The sequence below is a fragment of the Pseudomonas sp. B26(2017) genome (assembly GCF_002113045.1).
Taxonomy (GTDB): Bacteria; Pseudomonadota; Gammaproteobacteria; order Pseudomonadales; family Pseudomonadaceae; genus Aquipseudomonas.
Map to the genome: position 1 here is coordinate 196,346 of NZ_NEJJ01000004.1, position 22,572 is coordinate 218,917.

30 protein-coding genes are annotated in these 22,572 nt (G+C 59.6%); 19 read left to right on the forward strand and 11 right to left on the reverse strand.

Going from position 1 to position 22,572, the window contains the following annotated elements; translation table 11 throughout:
- Nucleotides 1–18 precede the first annotated feature (18 nt).
- The 11 genes from CAF79_RS08020 (at nt 19) to recX (ending at nt 7,432) form a co-directional block, all read left to right on the forward strand.
- Nucleotides 19–942 carry a hypothetical protein gene (locus CAF79_RS08020; RefSeq protein ID WP_085697375.1) on the forward strand — a complete coding sequence of 308 codons (924 nt, stop codon included), beginning with the start codon at nt 19–21 and terminating at the stop codon, nt 940–942.
- Nucleotides 942–1,409 (forward strand): phage tail assembly chaperone, encoded by a 468-nt coding sequence (locus CAF79_RS08025; protein WP_085697376.1) that lies wholly within the window; start codon nt 942–944, stop codon nt 1,407–1,409. The genes CAF79_RS08020 and CAF79_RS08025 overlap by 1 nt, the downstream gene beginning before the upstream one ends.
- 41 nt (nt 1,410–1,450) lie before the next feature.
- Complete coding sequence (locus CAF79_RS08030) at nt 1,451–2,191, forward strand: hypothetical protein (RefSeq protein WP_085697377.1); 741 nt, start codon at nt 1,451–1,453, stop codon at nt 2,189–2,191.
- A gap of 2 nt (nt 2,192–2,193) precedes the next feature.
- Nucleotides 2,194–2,625, forward strand: a complete 432-nt coding sequence (locus tag CAF79_RS08035; protein WP_085697378.1) for a phage tail assembly chaperone — start codon at nt 2,194–2,196, stop codon at nt 2,623–2,625.
- A gap of 29 nt (nt 2,626–2,654) precedes the next feature.
- Nucleotides 2,655–3,857, forward strand: a complete 1,203-nt coding sequence (locus tag CAF79_RS08040) for a carbohydrate binding domain-containing protein (RefSeq protein WP_085697379.1) — start codon at nt 2,655–2,657, stop codon at nt 3,855–3,857.
- A 10-nt stretch (nt 3,858–3,867) separates the two neighbouring features.
- On the forward strand, nt 3,868–4,110 hold the full coding sequence (locus CAF79_RS08045; protein WP_011332738.1) for a hypothetical protein: 243 nt from the start codon (nt 3,868–3,870) through the stop codon (nt 4,108–4,110).
- 56 nt (nt 4,111–4,166) lie between these two features.
- The gene (locus tag CAF79_RS08050; RefSeq protein ID WP_085697380.1) at nt 4,167–4,730 is read left to right on the forward strand and encodes a glycoside hydrolase family 19 protein; all 564 of its coding nucleotides are present in this window, start codon (nt 4,167–4,169) and stop codon (nt 4,728–4,730) included.
- On the forward strand, nt 4,712–5,242 hold the full coding sequence (locus CAF79_RS08055; protein ID WP_085697381.1) for a lysis system i-spanin subunit Rz: 531 nt from the start codon (nt 4,712–4,714) through the stop codon (nt 5,240–5,242). Before CAF79_RS08050 ends, CAF79_RS08055 begins: the two co-directional genes overlap by 19 nt.
- Before the next feature lie 68 nt (nt 5,243–5,310).
- Complete coding sequence (locus tag CAF79_RS08060) at nt 5,311–5,811, forward strand: CinA family protein (protein ID WP_085697382.1); 501 nt, start codon at nt 5,311–5,313, stop codon at nt 5,809–5,811.
- Nucleotides 5,812–5,894: 83 nt separating this feature from the next.
- On the forward strand, nt 5,895–6,953 hold the full coding sequence (gene recA, locus CAF79_RS08065) for a recombinase RecA (protein WP_085683314.1): 1,059 nt from the start codon (nt 5,895–5,897) through the stop codon (nt 6,951–6,953).
- Nucleotides 6,954–6,961: 8 nt separating this feature from the next.
- Nucleotides 6,962–7,432 (forward strand): recombination regulator RecX, encoded by a 471-nt coding sequence (gene recX / locus CAF79_RS08070; protein WP_085697383.1) that lies wholly within the window; start codon nt 6,962–6,964, stop codon nt 7,430–7,432.
- Between the two features lie 60 nt (nt 7,433–7,492).
- Here the strand turns inward: recX and CAF79_RS08075 are convergent, their stop codons facing one another.
- Nucleotides 7,493–8,611, reverse strand: a complete 1,119-nt coding sequence (locus CAF79_RS08075) for a TIGR00730 family Rossman fold protein (RefSeq protein WP_085697384.1) — start codon at nt 8,609–8,611, stop codon at nt 7,493–7,495.
- Nucleotides 8,612–8,964: 353 nt separating this feature from the next.
- On the opposite strand from CAF79_RS08075, the gene CAF79_RS08080 reads away from it, so the two are divergent.
- The gene (locus tag CAF79_RS08080) at nt 8,965–9,159 is read left to right on the forward strand and encodes a hypothetical protein (protein WP_085697385.1); all 195 of its coding nucleotides are present in this window, start codon (nt 8,965–8,967) and stop codon (nt 9,157–9,159) included.
- Here the strand turns inward: CAF79_RS08080 and CAF79_RS08085 are convergent, their stop codons facing one another.
- Nucleotides 9,160–9,585 (reverse strand): PA3611 family quorum-sensing-regulated virulence factor, encoded by a 426-nt coding sequence (locus CAF79_RS08085; protein ID WP_085697386.1) that lies wholly within the window; start codon nt 9,583–9,585, stop codon nt 9,160–9,162. It lies immediately after the preceding gene.
- A gap of 189 nt (nt 9,586–9,774) precedes the next feature.
- Between CAF79_RS08085 and CAF79_RS08090 the strand changes: the two genes are divergently transcribed.
- Nucleotides 9,775–10,518: a tRNA-uridine aminocarboxypropyltransferase gene (locus CAF79_RS08090; protein WP_085697387.1), complete on the forward strand. Its 744-nt coding sequence runs from the start codon at nt 9,775–9,777 to the stop codon at nt 10,516–10,518.
- Nucleotides 10,519–10,576: 58 nt separating this feature from the next.
- Here the strand turns inward: CAF79_RS08090 and CAF79_RS29110 are convergent, their stop codons facing one another.
- The gene (locus CAF79_RS29110) at nt 10,577–10,750 is read right to left on the reverse strand and encodes a hypothetical protein (RefSeq protein ID WP_170929707.1); all 174 of its coding nucleotides are present in this window, start codon (nt 10,748–10,750) and stop codon (nt 10,577–10,579) included.
- Here CAF79_RS29110 and erdR point away from each other — a divergent pair.
- Together erdR and CAF79_RS08100 are read left to right on the forward strand one after the other, a co-directional pair.
- Entirely contained in the window at nt 10,743–11,393 is a 651-nt protein-coding gene (erdR, locus tag CAF79_RS08095; protein WP_085647827.1) for a response regulator transcription factor ErdR, read from the forward strand. The genes CAF79_RS29110 and erdR overlap by 8 nt on opposite strands.
- 75 nt (nt 11,394–11,468) lie before the next feature.
- Nucleotides 11,469–11,831, forward strand: coding sequence for a diacylglycerol kinase (locus CAF79_RS08100; RefSeq protein ID WP_003222276.1), 363 nt, complete (start codon nt 11,469–11,471; stop codon nt 11,829–11,831).
- On the opposite strand, the gene CAF79_RS08105 is transcribed toward CAF79_RS08100, so the two are convergent.
- A complete protein-coding gene (locus tag CAF79_RS08105; RefSeq protein WP_085697388.1) occupies nt 11,828–12,754 on the reverse strand; it encodes a LysR family transcriptional regulator in 927 nt (308 codons plus the stop codon). The genes CAF79_RS08100 and CAF79_RS08105 overlap by 4 nt on opposite strands.
- Nucleotides 12,755–12,898: 144 nt before the next feature.
- Here CAF79_RS08105 and fpr point away from each other — a divergent pair, with 144 nt between their 5' ends.
- Nucleotides 12,899–13,678, forward strand: a complete 780-nt coding sequence (gene fpr / locus CAF79_RS08110) for a ferredoxin-NADP reductase (RefSeq protein ID WP_007908723.1) — start codon at nt 12,899–12,901, stop codon at nt 13,676–13,678.
- 110 nt (nt 13,679–13,788) lie between these two features.
- Here fpr and tsaA read toward each other — a convergent pair whose 3' ends face one another.
- The 6 genes from tsaA to rimO all read right to left on the reverse strand — a co-directional run bounded on the left by tsaA (nt 13,789) and on the right by rimO (nt 18,808).
- Nucleotides 13,789–14,487 carry a tRNA (N6-threonylcarbamoyladenosine(37)-N6)-methyltransferase TrmO gene (gene tsaA / locus CAF79_RS08115; RefSeq protein ID WP_170929708.1) on the reverse strand — a complete coding sequence of 233 codons (699 nt, stop codon included), beginning with the start codon at nt 14,485–14,487 and terminating at the stop codon, nt 13,789–13,791.
- 157 nt (nt 14,488–14,644) lie between these two features.
- A complete protein-coding gene (locus CAF79_RS08120; protein WP_085697390.1) occupies nt 14,645–15,415 on the reverse strand; it encodes an SDR family oxidoreductase in 771 nt (256 codons plus the stop codon).
- Nucleotides 15,416–15,550: 135 nt separating this feature from the next.
- Nucleotides 15,551–16,018, reverse strand: coding sequence for a DUF1456 family protein (locus tag CAF79_RS08125; protein ID WP_085697391.1), 468 nt, complete (start codon nt 16,016–16,018; stop codon nt 15,551–15,553).
- A 73-nt stretch (nt 16,019–16,091) separates the two neighbouring features.
- On the reverse strand, nt 16,092–16,802 hold the full coding sequence (locus tag CAF79_RS08130) for an rRNA pseudouridine synthase (RefSeq protein ID WP_085697392.1): 711 nt from the start codon (nt 16,800–16,802) through the stop codon (nt 16,092–16,094).
- A gap of 83 nt (nt 16,803–16,885) precedes the next feature.
- On the reverse strand, nt 16,886–17,359 hold the full coding sequence (locus CAF79_RS08135; protein WP_085697393.1) for a GNAT family N-acetyltransferase: 474 nt from the start codon (nt 17,357–17,359) through the stop codon (nt 16,886–16,888).
- A gap of 111 nt (nt 17,360–17,470) precedes the next feature.
- On the reverse strand, nt 17,471–18,808 hold the full coding sequence (rimO, locus tag CAF79_RS08140) for a 30S ribosomal protein S12 methylthiotransferase RimO (protein ID WP_085697394.1): 1,338 nt from the start codon (nt 18,806–18,808) through the stop codon (nt 17,471–17,473).
- A gap of 350 nt (nt 18,809–19,158) precedes the next feature.
- On the opposite strand from rimO, the gene CAF79_RS08150 reads away from it, so the two are divergent.
- The 3 genes from CAF79_RS08150 (at nt 19,159) to CAF79_RS08160 (ending at nt 21,762) form a co-directional block, all read left to right on the forward strand.
- A complete protein-coding gene (locus CAF79_RS08150) occupies nt 19,159–21,000 on the forward strand; it encodes a potassium transporter Kup (RefSeq protein WP_371917916.1) in 1,842 nt (613 codons plus the stop codon).
- Between the two features lie 172 nt (nt 21,001–21,172).
- On the forward strand, nt 21,173–21,463 hold the full coding sequence (locus CAF79_RS08155; protein WP_085697396.1) for a Phd-YefM: 291 nt from the start codon (nt 21,173–21,175) through the stop codon (nt 21,461–21,463).
- Between the two features lie 11 nt (nt 21,464–21,474).
- Nucleotides 21,475–21,762: a type II toxin-antitoxin system RelE/ParE family toxin gene (locus CAF79_RS08160; RefSeq protein ID WP_007954964.1), complete on the forward strand. Its 288-nt coding sequence runs from the start codon at nt 21,475–21,477 to the stop codon at nt 21,760–21,762.
- Nucleotides 21,763–21,816: 54 nt separating this feature from the next.
- On the opposite strand, the gene CAF79_RS08165 is transcribed toward CAF79_RS08160, so the two are convergent.
- Nucleotides 21,817–22,143: a DUF3077 domain-containing protein gene (locus CAF79_RS08165; RefSeq protein ID WP_085697397.1), complete on the reverse strand. Its 327-nt coding sequence runs from the start codon at nt 22,141–22,143 to the stop codon at nt 21,817–21,819.
- Nucleotides 22,144–22,572 lie beyond the last annotated feature (429 nt).

Consider the following 22,572-nt stretch of genomic DNA (forward strand, 5'->3'; position numbering starts at 1 on the left):
AGCATAGGGAACCGTGCAATGGATTATCCAAACAGCATCCCTGGCGTCGGCCTGGTCAATGGCGTATTCACCGATGAAAACCCCGTTGCCGGCACGCCCGGATCACTGATCCCCGCCTCTTGGGGCAACAGTGTCACGCAAGAAATTCTCAACGCCATCAAGTCCGCCGGACTGACACCTGACGAGAGCAAAACCAACCAGCTGGCAACGGCCATTGGCGCCCTTGTCGACTTCACCAAACTGCAGAACACCCCGACCACGCTGGCGGGCTACGGCATTACCGATGCCGTAGGGCGGCTGCTGGCAGTCAGACAGATCGAGACGGTCGGGATTACGGTTTACAAGCCGAACCCGAGGGCCAAACGGATTCGCGTTCGATTGGTCGGGGCGGGAGGTTCTGGGGGCGGATGCGAATCTGTTCCGACAGGCACTCAAATTCTCGGCGGTGGTGGCGGGTCCGGCGCGTATGCGGAAAGCCTGTATGACGTCACCGCGCAAATGCTCGCCGGCGTACCGGTTTCGCTTGGCGCCGGGGGCGCTGTCAGCAACACCACGGGCCTTGCGGGCGGCGGCGCTTCCTTTGGTAGCTACATGAGTGTTTCGGGAGGTGGTGGCGGGCAGAAACTGGGGATCGTGGTCACGGGCACTTCGTCAGGATTCATTCAGGGCGGGGTAGGTGGATTACTGGCTGGAGGCAATCTCTGCAGTGCTCGCGGTATCACCGGAGGTTTCGGAATGAGCAACGCCAATTGGGGGTTGCTGTCGGGTTGCGGAGCTCCGAGTCCGTTCGATGGTGGTGGCCCTTTCAGTGGGTCAAACACCGTTGGCAATGCAGGTGTTCGAGGTTCGGGCGGCAGTGGTTCCTGCTCGGTTCACGCTTCTGCGTCAATCGTGAGCGGCGCCGGCGGCAATGCCTTCTGTGAAATCTGGGAGTACGAGTAATGGCCCGTTATGCACGCATTGAAAACGGTGTCGCGGTCGAAGTGATCGACACCGGTGACTACGCGATCGAGCAACTGTTCGCGCCTGCTTTCGTCGCGGCGATGGTGCAGGTGCCCGAAGGTGTCGACGTTGAAATCGGTGCGCCGATGGCCGATGCGGCTCCCGCTGTCGAGCCTTCGCGCGCAATGCAAAGTCCCATTGTCGCCAAGGGCCTTGTAGTCGAGGACAGCGAGCCTCTGGCGGCAGAACGCACTTGGCGCCAGACCATGCTCGCAGCCACCGAATGGCTGGTCACCCGCCACCGCGACGAGCAGGAACTGGGACGTGGAACAACGCTCAAGGCTCAGCAGTATCTGGAGCTGCTCGAGTACCGCCAGGCCTTGCGCGACTGGCCTGCCGTGAGCTCGTTTCAGATCTTCGCTGAGCGGCCTGAGCAGCCTGCCTGGTTCACGGCAGTTTCTGCCTGACGCAGCCGAATGGACGTGTATTCATATTCAGGAGACAGGTAATGGATTATCCAAAAAACATTCCCAGTGCAGGTTTGGTGAATGGCAGGTTTGTTGACGAAAACCCTCTCACCGGAACACCCGGTTCGTTGATTCCGGCAAGCTGGGGAAATGGTGTTACGCAAGAAATTCTTGAAGTCATCAAAAGCGCAGGGACGGCTGCCGATGAGAGTGATAACACCCAACTCAGGGCGGCAATCGATACGCTGATCTCGAAGAAGCAGAGCGACAGCCTGGCCAGTCAGGACGAAGCAGAGTCGGGAACCAGTGCTACCCAGGTGATGACGCCGTTACGAGTGTTTCAATCGATAGCGAAGAAGGTGCAACAGGCGACCGAGTCGCTGATGGGGATTGCAAAGGTTGCATCTCAGGCGGAGGTCAACGCCGGCGTCAGTGATACTTCTGTCGTGACCCCTAAAAAACTCAGGCTAGGGTTCATGGTGAGGCTGGGGGCATCCGGCTATGTCGTTTTCCCCTCGTGGATGGGTGGACTAATCATTCAGTGGATCACCGGGGCGGCCAGCCAGGCGGGGAACAATGGTTATGGCGATCTGAATCTATGGCCGCTGGTCTTTCCCAACGCGCTGTTTCTTGCAGTCGCTTCCCATGAAGGCACGGCATCCGGAACGCAACTGATCTGGAACAATAATGCGACCGTGAGTCGGCAGGCAGGCATAAATGTACGTTGTCCTGAATGGCCGTCAGGCTCCATTGCCGCTCGTGTCATCGGAATAGGATATTGAGCATGTACTATTTTTCTCCGACAACTTCCGGCTTTTATCACTCCGATCTACACGGCACCAATATTCCTGTGGACGCCTTTGAATTAAGCGAGGGCGAGTATTGCGCGCTGGTCTCGAACGCTCCAAAAGGAACCGTTCTTTCTCTGACCGCCAACGGACGCCCGGAACGGGTGCTACTGGCTGAGCAAATCCCCGATGACACAGAGAGGGCCTGGCGAGACAAGGTACTGGATCGCACCCAATGGCTGGTTCTTCGCGATGCCGAAGAGCTGGAAGTCGGCGAAGGCACCACTCTGCGCACCGACGAATTCAAACAACTTCTCGCCTATCGACAGGCACTGCGCGACTGGCCCAATGATCCGGAATTTCCGGATGCCCAGGCTCGTCCGGTAGAGCCCGACTGGCTTGAAGGCTTGCTGCGCTCAAAGGGCTGAGCCGATGATCTGATCAAGGAGGAATTAACATGGATTATCCGAAAAGCGTTCCCGGCTCAGGCCTGGAGAATGGCAAGTTCGTCGATGAAGACCCCATCGCCGGAAAACCGGGATCGTTGATCCCGGCCAGTTGGGGAAACAGTGTGACCCAGGAAATTCTCAACGCGATCACGGCCGCCGGTCTGACGCCGGATGAGGAGCAGACCGATCAACTGGCACAGGCCATTCGGCAACTGGCCAAGCCTGATCCGCTGCAGCAGTTTCCTGTGCAGGTGTATCGCAAGAATCTGTTGATCAATGGTGGATTCAATATCTGGCAACGCGGCACGACCAATCAGGGGCCGAACATCGGTGGCTATGTGGCGGATCGCTTTCGGTGCGACTGGAACGGCAACGCAGGTGTCAGCATTTCGCGCCAGGATTTTCCCCTCGGTCAAACGGAAGTCGTGGGTGAACCCGCTTATTTCCTGCGCTGGCAGCAGGCCACCGCAGGCACGGGAGCAACGGTGCATAAAGTCGCCCAGAGCATTGAATCGGTCAGGACCCTGGCCGGACGAATGGCGACAGTCAGCTTCTGGGCGCGATCCGATGCGACGCGTCCTTTGCGTGTCACGATTGCCCAGCAATTCGGGGCGGGCGGTTCGGAGGGTGTCGTGAAGGTTGTCGACGTCTTTCAACTGAGTACGTCGTGGAAGAAATACAGCGCAACGTTTCAGGTGCCAACCATCGCCGGGAAAATGCTGGGCGTGAATGACTGCCTGACCTTGTCGTTCGATCTGCCGCTCAACGTGTTGCAGACCGTCGATCTGGCACAGATGCAATTGGAGGAGGGGCCGGTTGCAACACCGTTTGAATACCGTCCAGCGGCGGAAGAGTTGACTCTCTGTCAGCGCTATTTCGAAAAATCCTTTGTAAACCGTTTGCCGATCCGTTCGAACAACGGCCCAGGAACCTGTATCGCCACTTTTTCCCAAGTAGCGGCAGCCAATTCCGGCCAATATGGAATGTGCATCGATATGCAGGTGCCCAAGCGAGTTCAGCCAACGGTCGTGACGTATTGCCCTGGTGAGGCGAGCAATCAAGTCTGGCATTCATCGCTTGCGAAGGCCTGCACAGGAACCATCCTGCAAAGTGTGAGCGAGCGAGGGTTTGCGCTTGCCACCGTGACGCCCGTAGGCAGCTTTCCCGGGCAGGCATTGCAGGTCGATTGGACCGCGGACGCGGAAATCTAGGGACAAGTCCATGAGTTATCAGCTCACATCGTATGGCGTTCTGCGCCTGAGTGATTCAGCGTTTATTCCACAGGATCCCGTTAATCGGGACTGGCTCGAGTACCAGGAGTGGCTGGTTTCCGGAGGACAGGTACTGCCACTGGACCCGCCGCTAGAGAGGCTGACGGCCAATCAAGGCATGCTGGGGTTGTTCAAGCGAATGATCCAGGTGTCCCCGGACAGCACGCTGAAAACTGAGGTAAACAATGGCTGATCAGCTTTGGTCGCCATCCGTGTTTCAATCGGCGCATCCAGGGAGGATCGAGCATTATGCAAATTACTGAAGACAACCTACTCAACATCATGCCCAACGCCCGCCGCCAAGCGGGCGTTTTTGTTTCTGCACTCAACGATGCCATGGCGCGCCATCGCATCGACACGCCCAAGCGCATCGCTGCGTTTCTCGCCCAGATCGGACACGAATCGGGGCAGTTGCAGTACGTGCGTGAACTGGGCAACAACCAATACCTGAGCAAATACGACACCGGTACGCTGGCCTTGCGCCTGGGTAACACGCCCGAGGCGGATGGCGACGGGCAGAAGTATCGCGGTCGCGGGTTGATCCAGATCACCGGGCGCGCCAACTATCGCCAGTGCAGTCTCGGGCTGTTCGGCGATGAGCGTTTGCTGGCGCTGCCGGAACTGCTGGAACAACCGCAATGGGCGGCCGAGTCCGCTGCGTGGTTCTGGGAGAAGAATGGCCTGAACGCGCTGGCGGATCAGGATCAGTTCAACAGCATTACCCGGCGGATCAACGGCGGGTTGAACGGCTTGCAGGATCGCCTGGAGCTTTGGGGGCGGGCGAGGGCGGTGCTATGCCTGCCTTCGGTCTGAGCATCTGGCGGCTGATTGGCCTGGTGCTGCTGGTCGCAGGGTCGGCGGCGCTGGCGTGGCAATTCCAGGACTGGCGCTACGGTCGGCAACTGGCCGAGCAGGCCCGGCAGCACGCCGAAATCCTCAATCAACTGACCCTGACGGCCGCGACTGCGCAACAGGCCGAGCAGGACAAGCGACTGGCCGTTGAGCAACGGCTCGCGGCCAGTGAACAAACTCATTACCGAGCACTGAACGATGCCCAACGTGATCAGGATCGCCTGCGCGATCGTCTTGCCACTGCTGATCTGCGCCTGTCAGTCCTCATCGACGCAGGCGATGCTGCCCAAGGCTGCGGTGTGTCAGCCACCACCGGCGCCGGCGGCGTGGATCATGCAACCGTACGCGCCCGACTTGACCCGGCGCATGCTCGACGAATTGTCGCCATCACCGGCGAAGGCGACCGTGGACTGATCGCCTTGCAGGCTTGTCAGGCCTATATCAGAGCGCTGGCGCCTGCACATTTTGAATAAGCTTGTGTATTGAAAGCGCAACCGGCTCGTGTACGGTGGTACCCATTCCATCCGATCCGGAGCGCGCCGTGAAAGAAATCACCCAACTGGCGGCCGAACTTGGCCGACGTCTGCAATTGCTCAACGCCCATGTCACTACGGCCGAGTCCTGTACCGGTGGCGGGATTGCCGAAGCCATCACCCGCATTCCGGGGAGTTCGGCGTGGTTCGAGGCGGGTTACGTGACCTACTCCAACCGCCAGAAAACCCAGCAGTTGAATGTACCGGCTAATCTGTTCGGCACCGTGGGCGCGGTCAGTCGCGAGGTGGTCGAAGCCATGGTACGTGGCGCTCAGGAGAAAAGCCTGGCGCGGTTTGCCGTGGCGGTCAGCGGTGTGGCCGGGCCGGACGGTGGTTCGCCGAACAAACCAGTGGGCACCGTCTGGCTGGCTTGGGGTGTGGGCGACACGGTTTCCAGTGAGCTCCAGCACTTCCCCGGAAACCGCGACGAAGTCCGCCGACAAACGGTGAAGGCCGCGCTAGACGGCTTGCTGCGGCTAGCGGCACGAGAAATCGAAAATCAGGGGTAGGCGATCCGTGAACGCTGTGGAATAATACTGGCTACTTATACAGGTGTTGGCCGTCAGGCCTTATTGATTACGTGAGGACTTTAATGGACGACAACAAGAAGAAAGCCTTGGCTGCGGCCCTGGGTCAGATCGAACGTCAATTCGGCAAGGGTGCCGTAATGCGTATGGGCGATCAGGACCGTCAGGCGATCCCATCCATCTCCACCGGCTCTCTGGGTCTGGACATCGCACTTGGCATCGGCGGCCTGCCAAAAGGCCGTATCGTTGAAATCTACGGTCCTGAATCTTCCGGTAAAACCACATTGACGCTGTCCGTGATCGCCCAGGCTCAAAAAGCCGGTGCGACCTGCGCCTTCGTCGACGCCGAACATGCCCTCGACCCCGAGTACGCCGGCAAGCTGGGCGTCAACGTCGACGACCTGCTGGTTTCCCAGCCGGACACCGGCGAGCAGGCCCTCGAAATCACCGACATGCTGGTGCGCTCCAACGCCGTTGACGTGATCATCGTCGACTCTGTGGCCGCCCTGGTGCCGAAGGCTGAAATCGAAGGCGAAATGGGTGACATGCACGTGGGCCTGCAAGCCCGTCTGATGTCCCAGGCGCTGCGTAAAATCACCGGTAACATCAAGAACGCCAACTGCCTGGTGATCTTCATCAACCAGATCCGGATGAAGATCGGCGTGATGTTCGGCAGCCCGGAAACCACTACCGGTGGTAACGCGCTGAAGTTCTACGCTTCGGTTCGTCTCGACATCCGCCGTACCGGCGCGGTGAAGGAAGGCGACGAAGTGGTCGGCAGCGAAACCCGCGTCAAAGTTGTGAAAAACAAGGTGGCTTCGCCGTTCCGTCAGGCCGAGTTCCAGATTCTCTACGGCAAGGGTATCTACCTGAACGGCGAGATGATCGACTTGGGCGTGCTGCACGGTTTTGTCGAGAAGTCCGGCGCCTGGTATGCCTACGAAGGCACCAAGATCGGTCAGGGCAAGGCCAACTCGGCCAAGTTCCTGGCAGACAACCCGGAAGTTGCGGCCAAGCTCGAGAAGCAACTGCGTGACAAACTGCTGTCGCCAGCAGTGATCGCCGACTCGAAGGCTTCTGCGGTCAAAGAGACCGAAGACGACCTGGCTGACGCTGATATCTGATTGCACCGATGACAACCGCCGTACTCGATACCCTCGTCGCGGTGCGGCGAACCGCCATGGACCTGCTCGCACGCCGCGAGCACGGTCGAGTCGAGCTGACGCGCAAACTGCGTCAGCGTGGCGCTCCCCCCGAGATGATCGAAACAGCCCTTGACCGTTTGACGGAAGAAGGGCTGCTTTCCGAAGCCCGTTATCTTGAAAGCTTTGTTTCCTATCGCGCCCGCTCCGGTTACGGCCCACTGCGGATTCGCGAAGAACTTGGCCAGCGCGGTTTGCAACGCGCCGATATTGAACTCGCGTTGCGTGAGAGCGGCATCAACTGGCAGGAGCAGCTAACGGACACGTGGCAACGGAAGTTCTCCGGACAGCTTCCCGGCGATGCCAAGGAACGCGCCAGACAAGGTCGGTTCCTGGCGTATCGGGGATTCTCGATGGAGATGATCAACCGCTTGTTCAGCGGCAGAGGGATGGACGATTAAATCGCTCCAGCTTCAATCAAAAAAAGGCCCGCTATTTCAATAGCGGGCCTTTTTTTGCCTTCACGTTACCTTCGACGGTTCGCGGGTGCGTTGCGCGGTCTGGGGGGGGGACTGGGCCCAGTTTTCAGGCTGGTTGATGTAGTCCACCAGTTCTCGCAGACGCCCGTGGTCCCGGGCATTGAAGGCGAAGGCCAGTCGCGTCAGGTGGCTGAATTGAGCCTCGTCGTGTTCTTCACCGGTGTAGGCGTGTTGATGGAACTGGTCGCTCAGGCACAGATCGGCAAAGGCTTCCTGCATATGGTCGAGGGCTTGATCGCTCAGCTTGTGGTTCATGCGAATGACAAACTGGCGCTTGAGCCAGCGGCTGGAGTGGAAGTTGCCGTAGAACTGGTTGATCTGTTCCACCGCCTCTTCAACGTTGTAGACCAGGCGCATCAGCTTCAGGTCGGTCGGCAGGATGTAGCGGTTTTCCTCCAGTTGCTGGCGGATGAAATCCAGTGCGCCTTGCCAGAACGTCCCGCCCGGTGCGTCCAGCAGCACCACCGGCACCAGGGGACTTTTACCGGTCTGGATCAGCGTGAGTACTTCCAGCGCTTCGTCCAGGGTGCCGAACCCGCCAGGGCACAACACCAGCGCATCGGCCTCCTTGACGAAGAACAGCTTGCGGGTGAAGAAGAAGTGGAACGGCAGCAGATTATTGGTGCCGTCCACAGTGGGATTGGCATGTTGTTCGAAGGGCAGGGTGATGTTGAACCCGAGGCTTTGATCGCGACCGGCACCTTCATGCGCGGCTGCCATGATTCCGCCGCCGGCACCCGTGATGACCATCATGTTCGAGCGGGCCAGCGCCGCCCCGAGTTCACGAGCCATGGCGTAAAGGGGATGTTCGACCGGGGTGCGAGCCGAGCCGAACACCGTGACCTTGCGTCGTCCCTTGAACTGTTCAAGGGTGCGAAAGGCCTGCTCCAGTTCGCGCAGGGCTTGCAGGGTGATCTTCGCATTCCAGCGGTTGTGGTCTTCCTGGGCCATGCGCAGCACGGTCAGGATCATGTCGCGGTAAATGGGGGAATTCGGGCTGTTGGGTGACACGAGGTTGAGTTGTTCTTCGACCTTGCTGATGAGGTCGTGGCCGCTTTCCTGAAAATGACGGCTGAGCAGGTCATTCGGTTGGTAAGGCATGCAACTTCTCCTTCTGCACAGGGCTTTCGGCCCTGACGTGCGGCGTCAGTGCCGCGCTGCAAGAAAACAGACATCCGGCAGATCCTTTCCTGCCGTTGGAAAAATGAACGGGAATACTTTGAATCTAGACCCTCGAAGCACTTCTCGCTCATCGAGCATTGCGCCGCAAAGTCTTTCCTGGCAACTGCTTATTGGCGTTTTGCGAAGTGTTTTCACCGCTCGTCCGATGCCGCGTCGAGGGCTGAATGCTCTGATTTACTAAGTTAAAGGCGCCGTACGACAACTTTGCGTCAACGACCGTACGCAAGGTGCACGCTATTCAAGGATTTGCGGGTGGCAAGGAGGCAGGACACATGACCAGAGTCATTCTGGAGATCGATACGCAGCTGTATCGGTTGTTGAAAGCATCGGCCGAGACCAACCAAGTGAGTCTCGAGGAGGAGTGCTGCCGACGGCTGGCGGGAGGGGATCGCCGCTCGCGTTACTTGCAGGCCTTGCTGGCCGAACTGCGCGCCGAGGATGAACAGCGGCGCGCCACGTCGCGATGATTACTTCTTCTTCGCTGGAGCCGCTTTCGGGCAATCCGATTCCTGGTAGCTGGCGGAGCCGATCGCCTTGTTGCTTTTCACTTCGGTGAAGTCGTAACGCATGATCGCGCCCTTGGCCATCAGCTTACGGTACGACGGATTGTTGCAAACCGAGGCGCCCAACTGGAAATACACGGCTTTGGGATCGGCGCGCATTTTGTCGGCGTGGCTCTTTTGCACGCTCAGGTGGTTGATCAGCGTAGTGCCTTCGACGGTGTAGCCCTGATCAAGAATGTCTTCGTTGATCGCCCGTGGCGTGCCGACGCTGCTTTGTGCGGCGACATTGCGCAGCTCTCGGTTCAGATTCTGCTCACTCAGGGATGCCGCCTGAGCGCTGAAGGACGAAGCCAGCAGAATGGCAGCGGTGGGAACGATAAGGCGCAGCATGAAACTCTCCTGGTTCAGTGACTGGTGGTTCGACCAGCCACGTGACTGTGCGTTCAGTGGCGGCGAATTATAGGGGAGCCGGTCGGGAGGGTACAGGCTTGTGCCTGCCGCTCTGGTAAACTGCCGCGCTTTATTGCCCTGCCGAGTGTCGTTTGTGTCGAGTTTTCCTGTCTGCCGGTGCCGCCTGCAATGAATCATGCCCCCAACGCCGTGGCCCGCCTGCGCGACCAGCGCGAGGATGAAGGTATCAAGCCGATTCAGGCCCGTGGCTTTCGCTCCCCGCGTTGCCGCGATTGTCGGGTGATCATCAGCCATTGCCTGTGCGCCTGGCGGCCGACCGTCGATACGCGCTCGGGCGTTTGCCTGATCATGACAGGCAAGGAAGTGTTCAAACCCAGCAACACCGGTTGGCTGATCGCCGACATCGTGCGCGACAACCATGCCTTCATCTGGTCCCGGACCGAACCTGACGAGCAACTGCTGGCGCTGCTGAGCGACCCGCAATGGCAGCCGTATCTGGTGTTCCCCGGTGAGTACGTCGATCCCTCGCGGGTGACCAACACCGTGGATCTCGATAGCAGCAAGCGTCCGCTGTTCATCTTGCTGGACGCGACCTGGACCGAAGCCCGGAAGATTTTCCGCAAGAGCCCGTATTTCGACCGCTTGCCGATTCTGAGCCTGTTACCCGACAAGCTGTCGCGTTATCGCCTGCGCCGCTCGACCCGCAGTGAACACCTGTGCACCGCCGAAGTGGCGGCGCTGTGCCTGGAACTGGCCGGCGATTCGGACGCCGCGTCGGCGCTGGACGCCTATTTCGATGTGTTCAGCCAGCATTACCTGGGGGCCAAGCAGCAACTGGAGGTCAATGTGTCGACGCCGGCCCACGCCGAATTGCAGCCCTATATCCGAAACGCGCCCCCCGTACCGGCCTGATCCTGGCCCATACTGCTAAAGCAGTGGCCGTGCGGCTTGACCACCCCGGCTTCGCTGGTCATGCTTGGCGCCGATTGGGGTGCGGCCAAGGTTTGAAACGCCGTTTTTGTTCGTGATTGGCGTTGAACGTGCCCCTGTGGATGCCGCTGCCGGGCGGTGTCTGGATTTGCTTTGGCAAGGCCCGAATGCGCGGGCCCGCCATCAAAAACAGGATCATTTGAAAAATGGCCACATACGACATCCTGATTGCCGATGATCACCCTCTTTTTCGTAGCGCACTGCATCAAGCGGTAACGATGGGCCTTGGCCCGGACGTACGCATGGTGGAAGTGGCGAGCATCGCCGAGCTGGAAGCCCGCCTGACCGAAAAGGCTGACTGGGATCTGGTGCTGCTGGACCTGAACATGCCGGGCGCTTTCGGGTTTTCCGGGCTGGTGATGCTGCGCGGTCAATACCCGCAGATTCCGGTGGTGATGGTTTCGGCCCAGGAAGAAGCCTCGGTGATGGTCAAGTCCCGGGAATTCGGCGCCAGTGGTTTCATTCCCAAGTCCAGCGACCTGAGCGTGATTCAGGAAGCGGTGCGCAAGGTGCTGGACGGCGATGTGTTCTGGCCGCCTCAGGCGTTTGAAGCGGTCAGTGTTTCGGATGAAGCCAAGGCTGCCAGTGATGGCCTCGCGAGCCTGACACCGCAGCAGTTCCGGGTGTTGACCATGGTCTGCGAAGGGTTGCTGAACAAGCAGATCGCTTACGAGCTGAGCGTGTCCGAAGCGACCATCAAGGCCCACGTCACGGCGATCTTTCGCAAGTTGAACGTGCGAACCCGGACCCAGGCAGCTTTACTGCTGCAGCAACTTGAGTCAATTCCGAGCCAGTAAGTGCTGGCGTCTTCACGCTTTTTTGACTTTCGTTGATCTAGCTTCCCCACTTTCTTTCGGTCGGTTATCTACTTTATGTCACCTTTCAAGGGCCAGACGGGCCTGAAACGCATCCTCAACGCTTCCGGTTACTCGCTGGACGGCTTGCGCGCCGCCTTCACTGGCGAAGCTGCTTTCCGCCAACTGGTGCTGCTCAACGTGGTGCTGATTCCGCTGACGTTTTTCCTCAATGTCAGCCGGGTCGAGCAGGCGTTGCTGATCGCTGTGTGCCTGCTGGCGCTGATCGTCGAGCTGTTGAATTCGGCAGTGGAGGCGGCCATTGACCGCATCTCGCTTGAGTTGCACCCGCTGTCCAAGAACGCCAAGGACATGGGCAGTGCCGCGCAATTCGTGGCGCTGAGCATGATTGCCCTGGTGTGGGCGGTGATTCTGCTTTAGGCGATGCTCGGCAGAACGATCTCGTCGCTGCGCTGGACCCCGGCGGTGAAGGCGCGGCACAGGTCGAGGAATTCGCGCATGGCGGAGGTCTGGTACTTCTGTTTGTGCCAGATGAAATAGAACTGCCGCGCCAGATCCAGATCCGGCGTCTCCACCGGCACCAGGCTGCCGCGACGGAAGGCATCACGCAGCGCCAGGCGCGAGATGCAGCCAATCCCCAGACCTGATTCCACCGCGCGCTTGATCGCTTCGGTGTGTTCCAGCTCCAGCCGGATGTTCAGCGCGCTGCGGTGATGGCGCATCGCCTGATCGAACGTCAGGCGCGTCCCCGAACCCTGTTCCCGCAAAATCCACGCTTCGTGCGTTAACGCTTCCATGGTCGCGCTGCCGCGTTTGGCCAGTGGATGCTGCGGGGCGCAGAACACCACGAGTTCATCCTCGACCCAGCTCTGTACTTCGATGTCCGGATGGCTGCAATCGCCTTCGATTAGACCCAGATCAATTTCGTAATGAGCCACTTGTTGCACGATATTGGCAGTGTTCTGCACATGCAGCTTCACCTGACTTTCGGGATGGCGCTGCATGAAGCCGCCGATCAGCAGCGTCGCCAGGTAATTGCCGATGGTCAGGGTCGCGCCCACCGACAGTGAGCCGAAACCGGATTTGCCGTTGAGCAGGTCTTCGATTTCCTTGGCCTGATCGAGCAGGGCCACGGCTTGCGGCAGCAACTGTTTGCCGAGGGCGTTGAGGCTCAGACGTTTGCCGGCGCGGTCGAACAGCTGGCAGCTGGACTGGCGCTCCAGTTCGGTGATGGAAGTGCTGGCGGCCGATTGCGACAGGTTGAGCAGACCCGCAGCACGGGACACGCTTTCCTGTTGGGCGACAGCAACAAAGACTTGCAGTTGACGAAGAGTAAATCGCATATCGATATAACCGATAACCCTTATCTTAATAATCCAGTTAACAGATATTGTCGGCGCTATTAGAATGCGATGCAATTGCGCACCGTCGGCATCCTTCAACGCGAGCCGGGCAGGCGCAGATCAATCTCCAGGAGTCCCACGTACATGAGCAACATGAACCACGAGCGTGTCCTCAGTGTTCATCACTGGAACGACACTCTGTTCAGCTTCAAGTGCACCCGCGATCCGGGCCTGCGCTTCGAGAACGGTCAGTTCGTGATGATCGGCCTGCAACAGCCAAACGGCCGCCCGCTTATGCGCGCTTACTCGATCGCCAGCCCGAACTGGGAAGAGCATCTCGAGTTCTTCAGCATCAAGGTGCAGGACGGTCCGCTGACCTCCCAGCTGCAGCACCTGAAGGAAGGCGACGAGATCATCATCTCGAAGAAACCGACCGGCACCCTGGTGCTGGACGACCTGAACCCGGGCAAGCACCTGTACCTGCTGAGCACCGGCACCGGTCTGGCGCCGTTCATGAGCGTGATCCAGGACCCGGAAACCTACGAGCGCTTCGAGAAAGTGATCCTGGTTCACGGCGTCCGTTACGTCAACGAAGTCGCCTACCGCGAGTTCATCACCGAGCACCTGCCGCAGAACGAGTTCTTCGGCGAAGCGCTGCGTGACAAGCTGATCTACTACCCGACCGTCACCCGCGAACCGTTCGAGAATCAGGGTCGCCTGACCGACCTGATGCGCAGCGGCAAGCTGTTCAGCGACATCGGCCTGCCTCCGATCAACCCGCAGGACGACCGCGCGATGATCTGCGGCAGCCCGAGCATGCTTGACGAGACCAGCGAAGTGCTCGACAGCTTCGGCCTGAAGATTTCGGCGCGTATGCGTGAGCCGGGTGATTACCTGATCGAGCGTGCATTCGTCGAGAAGTAAGCTGTTTATAGGTGACGCAGAGCGTCACTGGATGCATTCCCACGCAGAGCGTGGGAACGATCAGCCCGCGTTGCCTGAGAAGGCAGCGCGGGCTTTTTCGTTTTCGGGGTTCAGTCAGCGGCGGGAATCACTTCCAGGACGCGAATCTGCTCCGGCGTGGGGTAATGCCAGCGCACATCCAGATCCCAGAACTGCGCGCCGTATTCGCGTTCGGGCGCGGGCGCCTGATACGCCGGACGCGGGTCCTGGGCCAGGCATTGCTCGATCAGCGCCACTAAAGGTTCATCGAGGCGTTGAGCGTGTGTGTGCGCCTGTTTCAGCGCCGAGTCCGTCCACTGCACGTCAATCAACTGCGGCGCAGCGCTGGCGATGCTGTTGGACGCGTCAGCAATAATGTCGGCGTAGGGCACGTAGGGTTTGATGTCGAGAATCGGCGTGCCATCCAGAAGGTCGATACCGGAGATGAACAGGCGATTGGCCTCGACTTTGTCCAGCTTCACCACTGACTGGCCGATGCCGTTCGGCCGATGCGTGGCGCGAGTGGCGAACACGCCCATGGACTTGTTGCCACCCAGGCGCGGAGGGCGGACTTTGAGGCGCGGCTTTTCTTCCAGTGCCTGATGGAACAGGAACAGCAGCCAGACATGACTGACCTGCTCCAGTCCCTGTACTGCGTCGCCCTGATCGAACGGTGCCACCAGTTCCAGCACGCCACGGGCGGCGGGGGCCAGTTGCGGCTGGCGCGGGATGGCAAACTTCTCCTTGAAGCAGGAGCGGACAAAGCCGATGGGGGAGACGCTGTAAGTCATGGTTTGCATTCGAAGCGGAGCAGGGCGGGCATGATAACCCGGCAGGCTTCAAGTCTGGTGGTGTCAGACCTGGCCTCTTCGCGAGCAAGCTCGCTCCCACAGGTAAACGCATTCCAAGTGTGGGAGCGAGCTTGCTCGCGAAGGCCGGATCGCCGACCTAAAGACTGAATCCGCCATCCAGCGGAATGATATTCCCGGTCATATACGCCCCGGCAGTACTCGCCAGGCTGATCGCCAACGCCGCCATTTCCTCTTCACGGCCCCAGCGTTTCATCGGGATCAGCGCGGTGTCTTCGGCCAGTGCCTGCTGATCGTTGCCGATATGCTGGGTCATCTTGCTCGGGAAACGCCCCGGCGCGATGACGTTGACGTTGATGTGCTGGCTCACCAGTTCCCGGGCGAGAATTCGCGACAGTTGATGCAGAGCAGCCTTGCTCGGCCCATAGGCGTAGGCCTGTTCACCGAAAGACGAGATCCCCGCCACCGAACCGATGTTGATGATCCGCGCCGGATTGGCCGCCGAGCCGGATTTGCGCAGCAACGGCAGAAATTGCTGGATGCAACTGAACACCGAGGTCACGTTGAGTTGCATGACCTTTTCCCAGCCCTTGACCGGGTAGCTCTCCAGCGGAGCGCCCCAGGTGGTGCCGGCGTTGTTCACCAGAATGTCCAGATGAGTGATCTGCTCGCCCAGTCGCGCGGCCAGTTCTTTAACGCCTTCTTCCGTCGCCAGATTCGCCGCCACGCCCAGGCAAGTGCCCACGGCACTGAGTTCTTCAGCGGTTTGATGACAGGCTTCAGCGTCACGGGAGCAGACGTACACGCGGGCGCCGGCTTCGACAAAGGCCTTGGCGATCATTTTGCCGATACCACGGGTGCCGCCGGTCACCAGGGCGGTGCGGCCTTGCAGGGAGAAATACGGGTGCATGGCGAATCCTGAGGGCTAGGGTTCAGTACACCCTAGTCGCCGGCCGCGAAAAGCGGAGCCACTATTTTTGGAAGGAATGGAGGGGCATGCATGAAAACGGCGACCGAAGTCGCCGTTTTGTTTTTTGCAAAAAAATCAGCCGCGAACGCGCAGGGTCAGGCCCTTGAGGAAATTGCGCAGCAACTGATCGCCGCACGGGCGGTAGTTGGTGTGGCCGACCTTGCGGAACAGCGCGCTCAGCTCAGGCTTGGACACCGGAAAATCGGCCGACTTGAGGATCGCGTGCATGTCGTCTTCTTTCAGTTCGAAGGCCACGCGCAGCTTTTTCAGGATGATGTTGTTGGTCACCGGCACTTCGATCGGCAGCGGCGGACGGCTCTCGTCCTTGCCGCGCTTGAAAATCACCAGACCGTCGAGGAAGTGCGCGATGACTTCGTCCGGGCAGCGCACGAAGCCTTCTTCGTCTTCTTCTTTCTTGTCGAGGTAGGTCACGACATCGGCAAGCGTGACGTCCAGGCCGCCGAGTTTGATGATCTCGACCACTTTCTTGTCGCTGATGTCGAGCATGTAGCGCACGCTGCGCAGAACGTCATTGTGAACCATGTGTGCAATCCTGTTTGTTCGCTGTGGGCATCGCGCGGGCGCGGTGCCGGAAATATAGGGTGGCTTGCGAGCCTTAGAATTTCTCTTTGCCGGACAGGTAGCGCCATTGGCCGACCGGCACCTTGCCGATGGACACGCCGCCGATGCGGATGCGGCGGATGCCCATCACCTTCAGGCCAACCGCTTCGCAGAGCTGGGCGATGATCCCCGGCTGCGGGTTCTTCATGGCGAAGCGCAGGCGGTTTTCGTTCTGCCAGCTGGCCTTGACCGGCGGCAGCTCCTTGCCCTTGTGGGTGAGGCCGTGCTGCAGGCGATTGAGGCCGTGGGCAACCATGTCGCCTTCGACTTCGACCACGTATTCCTGCTCGATTTTGGCCGCGTCGGCGGTGAGCTTGCGCAGCACCTTCCAGTCCTGGGTGAACACCAGCAGGCCGCTGGCCTTGGGTTGCAGGTCAGCGCTGGCGGTCAGGCGCAGGAAATGCCCGCGCAGCGGACGCTTGCCGTAGCGGTGCTCTTCGCTGAGGGTGTCGGCATTCAGCGACTGCATGGCGGTGTCGACATCCATGCCGGCCGGCACGTTGAGCAGAATGGTCACCGGCTCCGGCGCGGTGGCCTTGGCGTCCTTGTCGAGCTCGACTTTCTGGTCGCCGACCTTGAATTGCGGCTCGTCGATGATTTCGCCGTCCACGGTGACCCAGCCGCCCTCGATGAACAGCTCGGCCTCGCGGCGGGAACAACCGACCAGTTCGATGAGGCGTTTGGAGAGGCGAATCGGGTCAGTCATGACAGGGGCCGTAACAAAAAAGGGGTGGGCATTGTACCTGCCTGGGGCCGGTTAAGCCCGATTGCATTTGCGCCGTGTGGCTTTTAGCCGCGTACCGCGCGCTGCTCCGGTTGTTTCAGACGCATATGCAACAGCGGATAGGGCTGGCCCATGCCATCGACTTCCGAGCGGCCGATCACCTTGAACCCTTGCTTGAAATAAAACCCCAGGGCCTGCGGGTTCTGTTCGTTGACGTCCAGTTCGTCAGCATTCAGGTGCTCCATGGCGTACTTCAGCAGTTTCTTGCCAAGGCCCTGGCCGCGATGCGCCGGGTCGATGAACAGCATTTCGATCTTGCCCGCGGCGACCCCGGCAAATCCGGTGATGCGCTGGTGGCTGTCGCGGGTGCAGATCAGCATCACTGCGTCGAGGTAGCGGGTCAGCACCAGATTCTTCAGCAGCTCGATGTAGGATTCCGGCAGGAAATCATGAGTCGCGCGCACCGAGGCCTCCCAGACCCGGGTCAGTTCCTGATAATCGCTGAGTTTCGGCGTGTGGATGACCGAGTGGTGACGCATGCCCGATAGCCTCTTTGTCATGGATGAGGGAGTCCTTCCCACCCCAAACGATAGCCGTAAAAAAGCCCCGCATCTCGTAAAAGAGAGCGGGGCTTTCTGTATTTTTCGCGCTTAGATCTGTTCGGCCCAGAGGTCGTACTCGTCGGCGTCGGTCACCTTGCACCAGACCTTGTCGCCCGGCTTGAGGTTGCTGCCATTGTCGATGAACACGTTGCCGTCGATTTCCGGGGCATCGAAGAAGCAGCGGCCGACTGCGCCTTGCTCGTCGACTTCGTCCACCAGCACTTCAATCTCGCGGCCGATGCGCATTTGCAGACGGGCCGAGCTGATTTCCTGCTGGTGTGCCATGAAGCGCTCCCAACGATCCTGCTTGACGTCGTCCGGAACGATATCCAGGTTCAGGTCATTGGCCGGTGCGCCTTCGACCGGCGAGTACTGGAAGCAGCCGACGCGGTCGAGTTGGGCTTCGGTCAGCCAGTCCAGCAGGTACTGGAAGTCCTCTTCGGTTTCACCGGGGAAGCCGACGATGAAGGTCGAACGGATGATCAGGTCCGGGCAGATCTCGCGCCAGTTCTTGATCCGCGCCAGGGTCTTGTCTTCGAACGCCGGGCGTTTCATCGCCTTCAGGACTTTCGGGCTGGCGTGCTGGAACGGGATGTCCAGGTACGGCAGGATCTTGCCGGCGGCCATCAGTGGGATCAGCTCGTCGACGTGCGGGTACGGGTAAACGTAGTGCAGACGGACCCAGACGCCGAGGGTGCTCAGCGCTTCGCACAGTTCGGTCATGCGGGTTTTCACCGGCGCGCCGTTCCAGAAACCGGTGCGGTATTTGACGTCAACGCCGTAGGCGCTGGTGTCCTGGGAAATCACCAGCAGTTCCTTCACGCCGGATTTCACCAGGCGCTGGGCTTCGTCGAGCACGTCGCCGACCGGACGGCTGACCAGTTTGCCGCGCATCGACGGGATGATGCAGAAGCTGCAGCTGTGGTTGCAGCCTTCGGAAATCTTCAGGTACGCGTAGTGACGCGGGGTCAGCTTGATGCCTTGCGGCGGCACCAGGTCGATCAGCGGGTTGTGATCCTGCTTCGGCGGCACGACTTCGTGCACCGCGTTGACCACTTGCTCGTACTGCTGCGGACCGGTGACGGCCAGCACGCTCGGGTGCACGTCACGGATGTTGCCTTCTTCCACGCCCATGCAGCCGGTCACGATGACCTTGCCGTTTTCCTTGATCGCTTCACCGATGACTTCCAGCGATTCGGCCTTGGCCGAGTCGATGAAGCCGCAGGTGTTGACCACGACCACGTCGGCGTCCTGATAGGTGGACACCACGTCATAGCCTTCCATGCGCAGCTGGGTCAGGATGCGCTCGGAGTCGACCAGTGCTTTCGGGCAACCCAGAGAAACGAAGCCAACCTTTGGATTGGCCGGCGCAGGAGTGGTGGACATGTCTAACCTCGGTGTTTTGTGACGTCGCTTGCCTGATGGCGGAAGCCGACGGACGGGCGCTTGAAGTGCGCCTCTGATCAAAAAGTGCGCAATTCTAGCGATGAGCAACGCACTTGACCAGCTTTATGCAGGGAAATACGACGAGTGCTGCGCTATGCTTCGCGCCGTTGAGCTTTACCAATTTTTTACAGTCAACAAAACGTCTGTAACAGCAGGTAAAACAGCGCATGCTGCACCACAAAGCATAGTGCTTCATTCAAGAAGCCGGTTCTGAGAAGTAGGAGTGTTGGATGGGTCAGGCAAGTAGTCATGCGGCAGGCGCCGAAGGTTCGGCCACCAAGCCGCTGAGTATGCTGGTCGCGGCAGTCGGGGTAGTTTACGGCGACATCGGCACGAGCCCGTTGTACACCCTCAAAGAAGTGTTTTCCGGCGGTTACGGCGTACCGGTGAACCACGACGGAGTGCTGGGCATTCTGTCGTTGATCTTCTGGTCGCTGATCTGGGTCGTGTCGATCAAATACATGATGTTCGTGCTGCGTGCCGACAACCAGGGCGAGGGCGGCATCATGGCGCTCACCGCACTGGCACGGCGGGCAGCGGGGGAGCGCAGAAAATTGCGTTCGCTGCTGGTGGTCTGCGGCTTGATCGGCGCAGCGCTGTTCTATGGCGACAGCATGATCACCCCGGCGATCTCTGTGCTGTCGGCCATCGAGGGTCTGGGCCTGGCATTTGAGGGGATCGACCATTGGGTCGTGCCGTTGTCATTGGTGGTGCTGGTCGGGCTGTTTCTGATCCAGAGCCATGGCACAGCACGGATCGGCATTCTTTTCGGGCCGATCATGGTCACCTGGTTCCTCGTTCTCGGCGCTCTGGGCGTGTACGGCATCAGCCATTCCCCGGAAGTGCTGAAGGCCCTGAACCCGATCTGGGCCGTGCGCTTTTTCATGGTGCATACCGGCATGGGCGTGGCGATTCTCGGCGCCGTGGTGCTGGCGCTGACCGGTGCCGAAGCGCTGTACGCCGATATGGGCCACTTCGGTCGCAAGCCGATCGCCCGGGCTTGGTTCCTGCTGGTGCTGCCGGCGCTGGTGCTTAACTACTTCGGACAGGGCGCCTTGCTGCTGGACAACCCGGAAGCGGCGCGCAACCCGTTCTACCTGCTGGCCCCGGGCTGGGCGCTGATTCCGCTGGTCGGTCTGTCGACCCTGGCCACCGTCATTGCGTCCCAGGCGGTGATTTCCGGCGCGTTCTCCCTGACCCGTCAGGCGATTCAGCTTGGTTACATTCCGCGTATGTACATCCAGCACACGTCCAGCGACGAGCAGGGCCAGATTTATATTGGCGCAGTGAACTGGGCGCTGATGGTCGGCGTTGTCCTGTTGGTGCTGGGCTTCGAATCCTCCGGCGCACTGGCCTCGGCCTATGGTGTTGCGGTAACCGGCACCATGCTGATGACTACGATTCTGGTGTCGGCGGTCATGTTGCTGTTGTGGAAATGGCCGCCGGTGCTGGCCGTGCCGGTGCTGATCGGCTTCCTGCTGGTGGACGGTCTGTACTTCGCCGCCAACGTGCCGAAGATCGTCCAGGGCGGTGCGTTCTCGGTGGTCGCCGGTATCGCCTTGTTCATCCTCATGACCACCTGGAAGCGCGGCAAGCAGTTGCTGGTCGAGCGCCTGGACGAAGGCGCGCTGCCGCTGCCGATCTTCATCAGCAGCATCCGCGTGCAGCCGCCGCACCGCGTTCAGGGCACAGCCGTGTTCCTCACCGCCCGTTCCGACGCGGTGCCGCATGCGCTGTTGCACAACCTGCTGCACAACCAGGTGTTGCATGAACAAGTGGTGCTGCTGACCGTGGTCTACGAAGACATTCCGCGCGTACCACCATCCCGACGCTTCGAAGTCGAGGCCCATGGCGAAGGCTTCTTCCGGGTGATCCTGCACTTCGGCTTCACTGACGAGCCGGACGTGCCGCAGGCGCTGAAGCTGTGTCATCTGGACGACCTGGACTTCAGCCCGATGCGCACCACCTACTTCCTCAGCCGCGAAACGGTCATCGCCTCGAAACTCGAAGGCATGGCCCGTTGGCGTGAAGCGCTGTTTGCGTTCATGTTGAAGAACGCCAACGGGAACCTGCGGTTCTTCAATCTGCCGCTGAACCGGGTGATTGAATTGGGGACGCAGGTGGAGATGTAGGCTCCGTCTGAACTGAAAGCCCCCGTCAGCCTTGTGGCTGTCGGGGGCTTTTTTGTGCGTGTCCGGTTGGAGTGCTTGGTCGGATAGTGGAAACAGCAAGTTGCACTATGTTTAATTCAGCACAATACTTTGTGCATTAACGTACGCATCAGCATGTGAGTGAGAGGTGATTATGACGGCATTATTAGAGCGTGCTGACCAAGCAATTTCCGTGACTGCCATGGTCAGGAGCTTCAGCGCGAAGCTCAAGGAGATTTCCAGTCGTGCCACTGAGCGTCTGGTCATCTTCAAGGACAATCAACCGGCAGCGGTCATCATCAACGTGCAGGCCTATCAGGAAATGCTGGATGAACTTGAGGACCTTCGCATTGAAGCGGCAGCCCGCGAACGTCTGAGCAATTTTGATCAGACCAAGGCTGTCAGCCATGAGGATATGCGGGCAAGGTACGCCCGGAAGGATTAAGGGAGCGCTGGATGGTTTGGGGAGTGATTTATCATCCGGAAGTCCAAGGGGATCTTGATCAATTGGGATCAGCAGCTGCCAACCGGATACTGGATGTGATCGAAGAACGGATCATCCACGGCGAGCCGGATAAAAGTGGCAAGCCTCTGAGAGCCAGTCTTGCGGGGTGCAGACGAATTCGAACGGGCGACACGCGAATCGTTTATAGAGTTGATGGCCGGGCCATCCAGGTGTTGATCGTTGCGGTGGGGGCTCGACGTGACGAAGAGGTGTATGGCGCTGCTGAAAGGCGCCTCTGAACAAAAGGCCACCGTCAGCCTTTTGGCTGGCGGGGCTTTTTCGTTTTTATGCCGTTACATGCTTTTGGGCAACTCTGCTTCAGACTCGGTTTTCGTTCTCGCGGGTCGCGGCATCAGGGCCTTCATCACGTCGTCGACCAAGGCTTTGCCGATTATCGTCAGGTAGTGCGCGGCCCAGGCGTGACGGTCGCTCTCCTTGTCGTAGGCGGCATCCTCGGCGAAGGATTTGGCGAGGAACAATAGGTCTGAAGCCTGGGACAGTGCTTCGACGATCGGGACGCCGGAGCGAACGTTGAGTAACGCCTGATCCGAGCTGTAGAGGAAAGAGGTGAAGCCGATTGTTGTGAGATCTGCGGGGGACGGCGATTTCGTTTCGGTCATGGTGTTACTCCTTGGTTCGAGGAGCTGCGACTTCCGTTACCACACGAAAGGGAGGCAGCTGTACGCAGGGTGGTAAACCGGGAACCAAGGAAACCGGCACGCCCGAAGGCGTCCCACGCACAGCTGCCATAACTCGAAATCACAGGCTTGAAAGTGTCTGTGATTGTGATGAGGGTGCTGTTGCGCTGGTTTATCCGGGTTACCACACCCGATCGCTGAAAGGGTCAGCGACCTCTGGAGAGTATCCCGTCGGAAAACAGCGCAATAGGGCGGCAAAGTGCTCAAGCAGGAGATTAGGAGTTTGCCTACAAGGTATGCGGACGTCATCTGATATTGCGACACCAGACGTAAACGAAATTCAATGTTGATGGAGGTTTTGCGCGTCTTTGATGCGGCAGATGAATGTGGAGTTGACGACTCGAAAAGGCC

What these genes read in the sequence shown, in the direction of transcription:
- CAF79_RS08125 (WP_085697391.1), bottom strand. Translation starts at nt 16,018, where the DNA reads ATGGTTCACAATGACGTTCTGCGCAGCGTGCGCTACATGCTCGACATC.
- tsaA (WP_170929708.1), bottom strand. Translation starts at nt 14,487, where the DNA reads ATGACTTACAGCGTCTCCCCCATCGGCTTTGTCCGCTCCTGCTTCAAG.
- CAF79_RS08030 (WP_085697377.1), top strand. Translation starts at nt 1,451, where the DNA reads ATGGATTATCCAAAAAACATTCCCAGTGCAGGTTTGGTGAATGGCAGG.
- CAF79_RS08160 (WP_007954964.1), top strand. Translation starts at nt 21,475, where the DNA reads ATGGTTTGGGGAGTGATTTATCATCCGGAAGTCCAAGGGGATCTTGAT.
- CAF79_RS08040 (WP_085697379.1), top strand. Translation starts at nt 2,655, where the DNA reads ATGGATTATCCGAAAAGCGTTCCCGGCTCAGGCCTGGAGAATGGCAAG.
- recA (WP_085683314.1), top strand. Translation starts at nt 5,895, where the DNA reads ATGGACGACAACAAGAAGAAAGCCTTGGCTGCGGCCCTGGGTCAGATC.
- CAF79_RS08020 (WP_085697375.1), top strand. Translation starts at nt 19, where the DNA reads ATGGATTATCCAAACAGCATCCCTGGCGTCGGCCTGGTCAATGGCGTA.
- CAF79_RS08100 (WP_003222276.1), top strand. Translation starts at nt 11,469, where the DNA reads ATGTCACCTTTCAAGGGCCAGACGGGCCTGAAACGCATCCTCAACGCT.
- CAF79_RS08150 (WP_371917916.1), top strand. Translation starts at nt 19,159, where the DNA reads ATGCTGGTCGCGGCAGTCGGGGTAGTTTACGGCGACATCGGCACGAGC.
- CAF79_RS08165 (WP_085697397.1), bottom strand. Translation starts at nt 22,143, where the DNA reads ATGACCGAAACGAAATCGCCGTCCCCCGCAGATCTCACAACAATCGGC.
- recX (WP_085697383.1), top strand. Translation starts at nt 6,962, where the DNA reads ATGACAACCGCCGTACTCGATACCCTCGTCGCGGTGCGGCGAACCGCC.
- CAF79_RS08035 (WP_085697378.1), top strand. Translation starts at nt 2,194, where the DNA reads ATGTACTATTTTTCTCCGACAACTTCCGGCTTTTATCACTCCGATCTA.
- CAF79_RS08055 (WP_085697381.1), top strand. Translation starts at nt 4,712, where the DNA reads ATGCCTGCCTTCGGTCTGAGCATCTGGCGGCTGATTGGCCTGGTGCTG.
- CAF79_RS08155 (WP_085697396.1), top strand. Translation starts at nt 21,173, where the DNA reads ATGACGGCATTATTAGAGCGTGCTGACCAAGCAATTTCCGTGACTGCC.
- CAF79_RS08085 (WP_085697386.1), bottom strand. Translation starts at nt 9,585, where the DNA reads ATGCTGCGCCTTATCGTTCCCACCGCTGCCATTCTGCTGGCTTCGTCC.
- CAF79_RS08130 (WP_085697392.1), bottom strand. Translation starts at nt 16,802, where the DNA reads ATGACTGACCCGATTCGCCTCTCCAAACGCCTCATCGAACTGGTCGGT.
- CAF79_RS08045 (WP_011332738.1), top strand. Translation starts at nt 3,868, where the DNA reads ATGAGTTATCAGCTCACATCGTATGGCGTTCTGCGCCTGAGTGATTCA.
- CAF79_RS08075 (WP_085697384.1), bottom strand. Translation starts at nt 8,611, where the DNA reads ATGCCTTACCAACCGAATGACCTGCTCAGCCGTCATTTTCAGGAAAGC.
- CAF79_RS08025 (WP_085697376.1), top strand. Translation starts at nt 942, where the DNA reads ATGGCCCGTTATGCACGCATTGAAAACGGTGTCGCGGTCGAAGTGATC.
- rimO (WP_085697394.1), bottom strand. Translation starts at nt 18,808, where the DNA reads ATGTCCACCACTCCTGCGCCGGCCAATCCAAAGGTTGGCTTCGTTTCT.
- CAF79_RS08120 (WP_085697390.1), bottom strand. Translation starts at nt 15,415, where the DNA reads ATGCACCCGTATTTCTCCCTGCAAGGCCGCACCGCCCTGGTGACCGGC.
- CAF79_RS08105 (WP_085697388.1), bottom strand. Translation starts at nt 12,754, where the DNA reads ATGCGATTTACTCTTCGTCAACTGCAAGTCTTTGTTGCTGTCGCCCAA.
- CAF79_RS08050 (WP_085697380.1), top strand. Translation starts at nt 4,167, where the DNA reads ATGCAAATTACTGAAGACAACCTACTCAACATCATGCCCAACGCCCGC.
- CAF79_RS08090 (WP_085697387.1), top strand. Translation starts at nt 9,775, where the DNA reads ATGAATCATGCCCCCAACGCCGTGGCCCGCCTGCGCGACCAGCGCGAG.
- fpr (WP_007908723.1), top strand. Translation starts at nt 12,899, where the DNA reads ATGAGCAACATGAACCACGAGCGTGTCCTCAGTGTTCATCACTGGAAC.
- erdR (WP_085647827.1), top strand. Translation starts at nt 10,743, where the DNA reads ATGGCCACATACGACATCCTGATTGCCGATGATCACCCTCTTTTTCGT.
- CAF79_RS08080 (WP_085697385.1), top strand. Translation starts at nt 8,965, where the DNA reads ATGACCAGAGTCATTCTGGAGATCGATACGCAGCTGTATCGGTTGTTG.
- CAF79_RS08135 (WP_085697393.1), bottom strand. Translation starts at nt 17,359, where the DNA reads ATGCGTCACCACTCGGTCATCCACACGCCGAAACTCAGCGATTATCAG.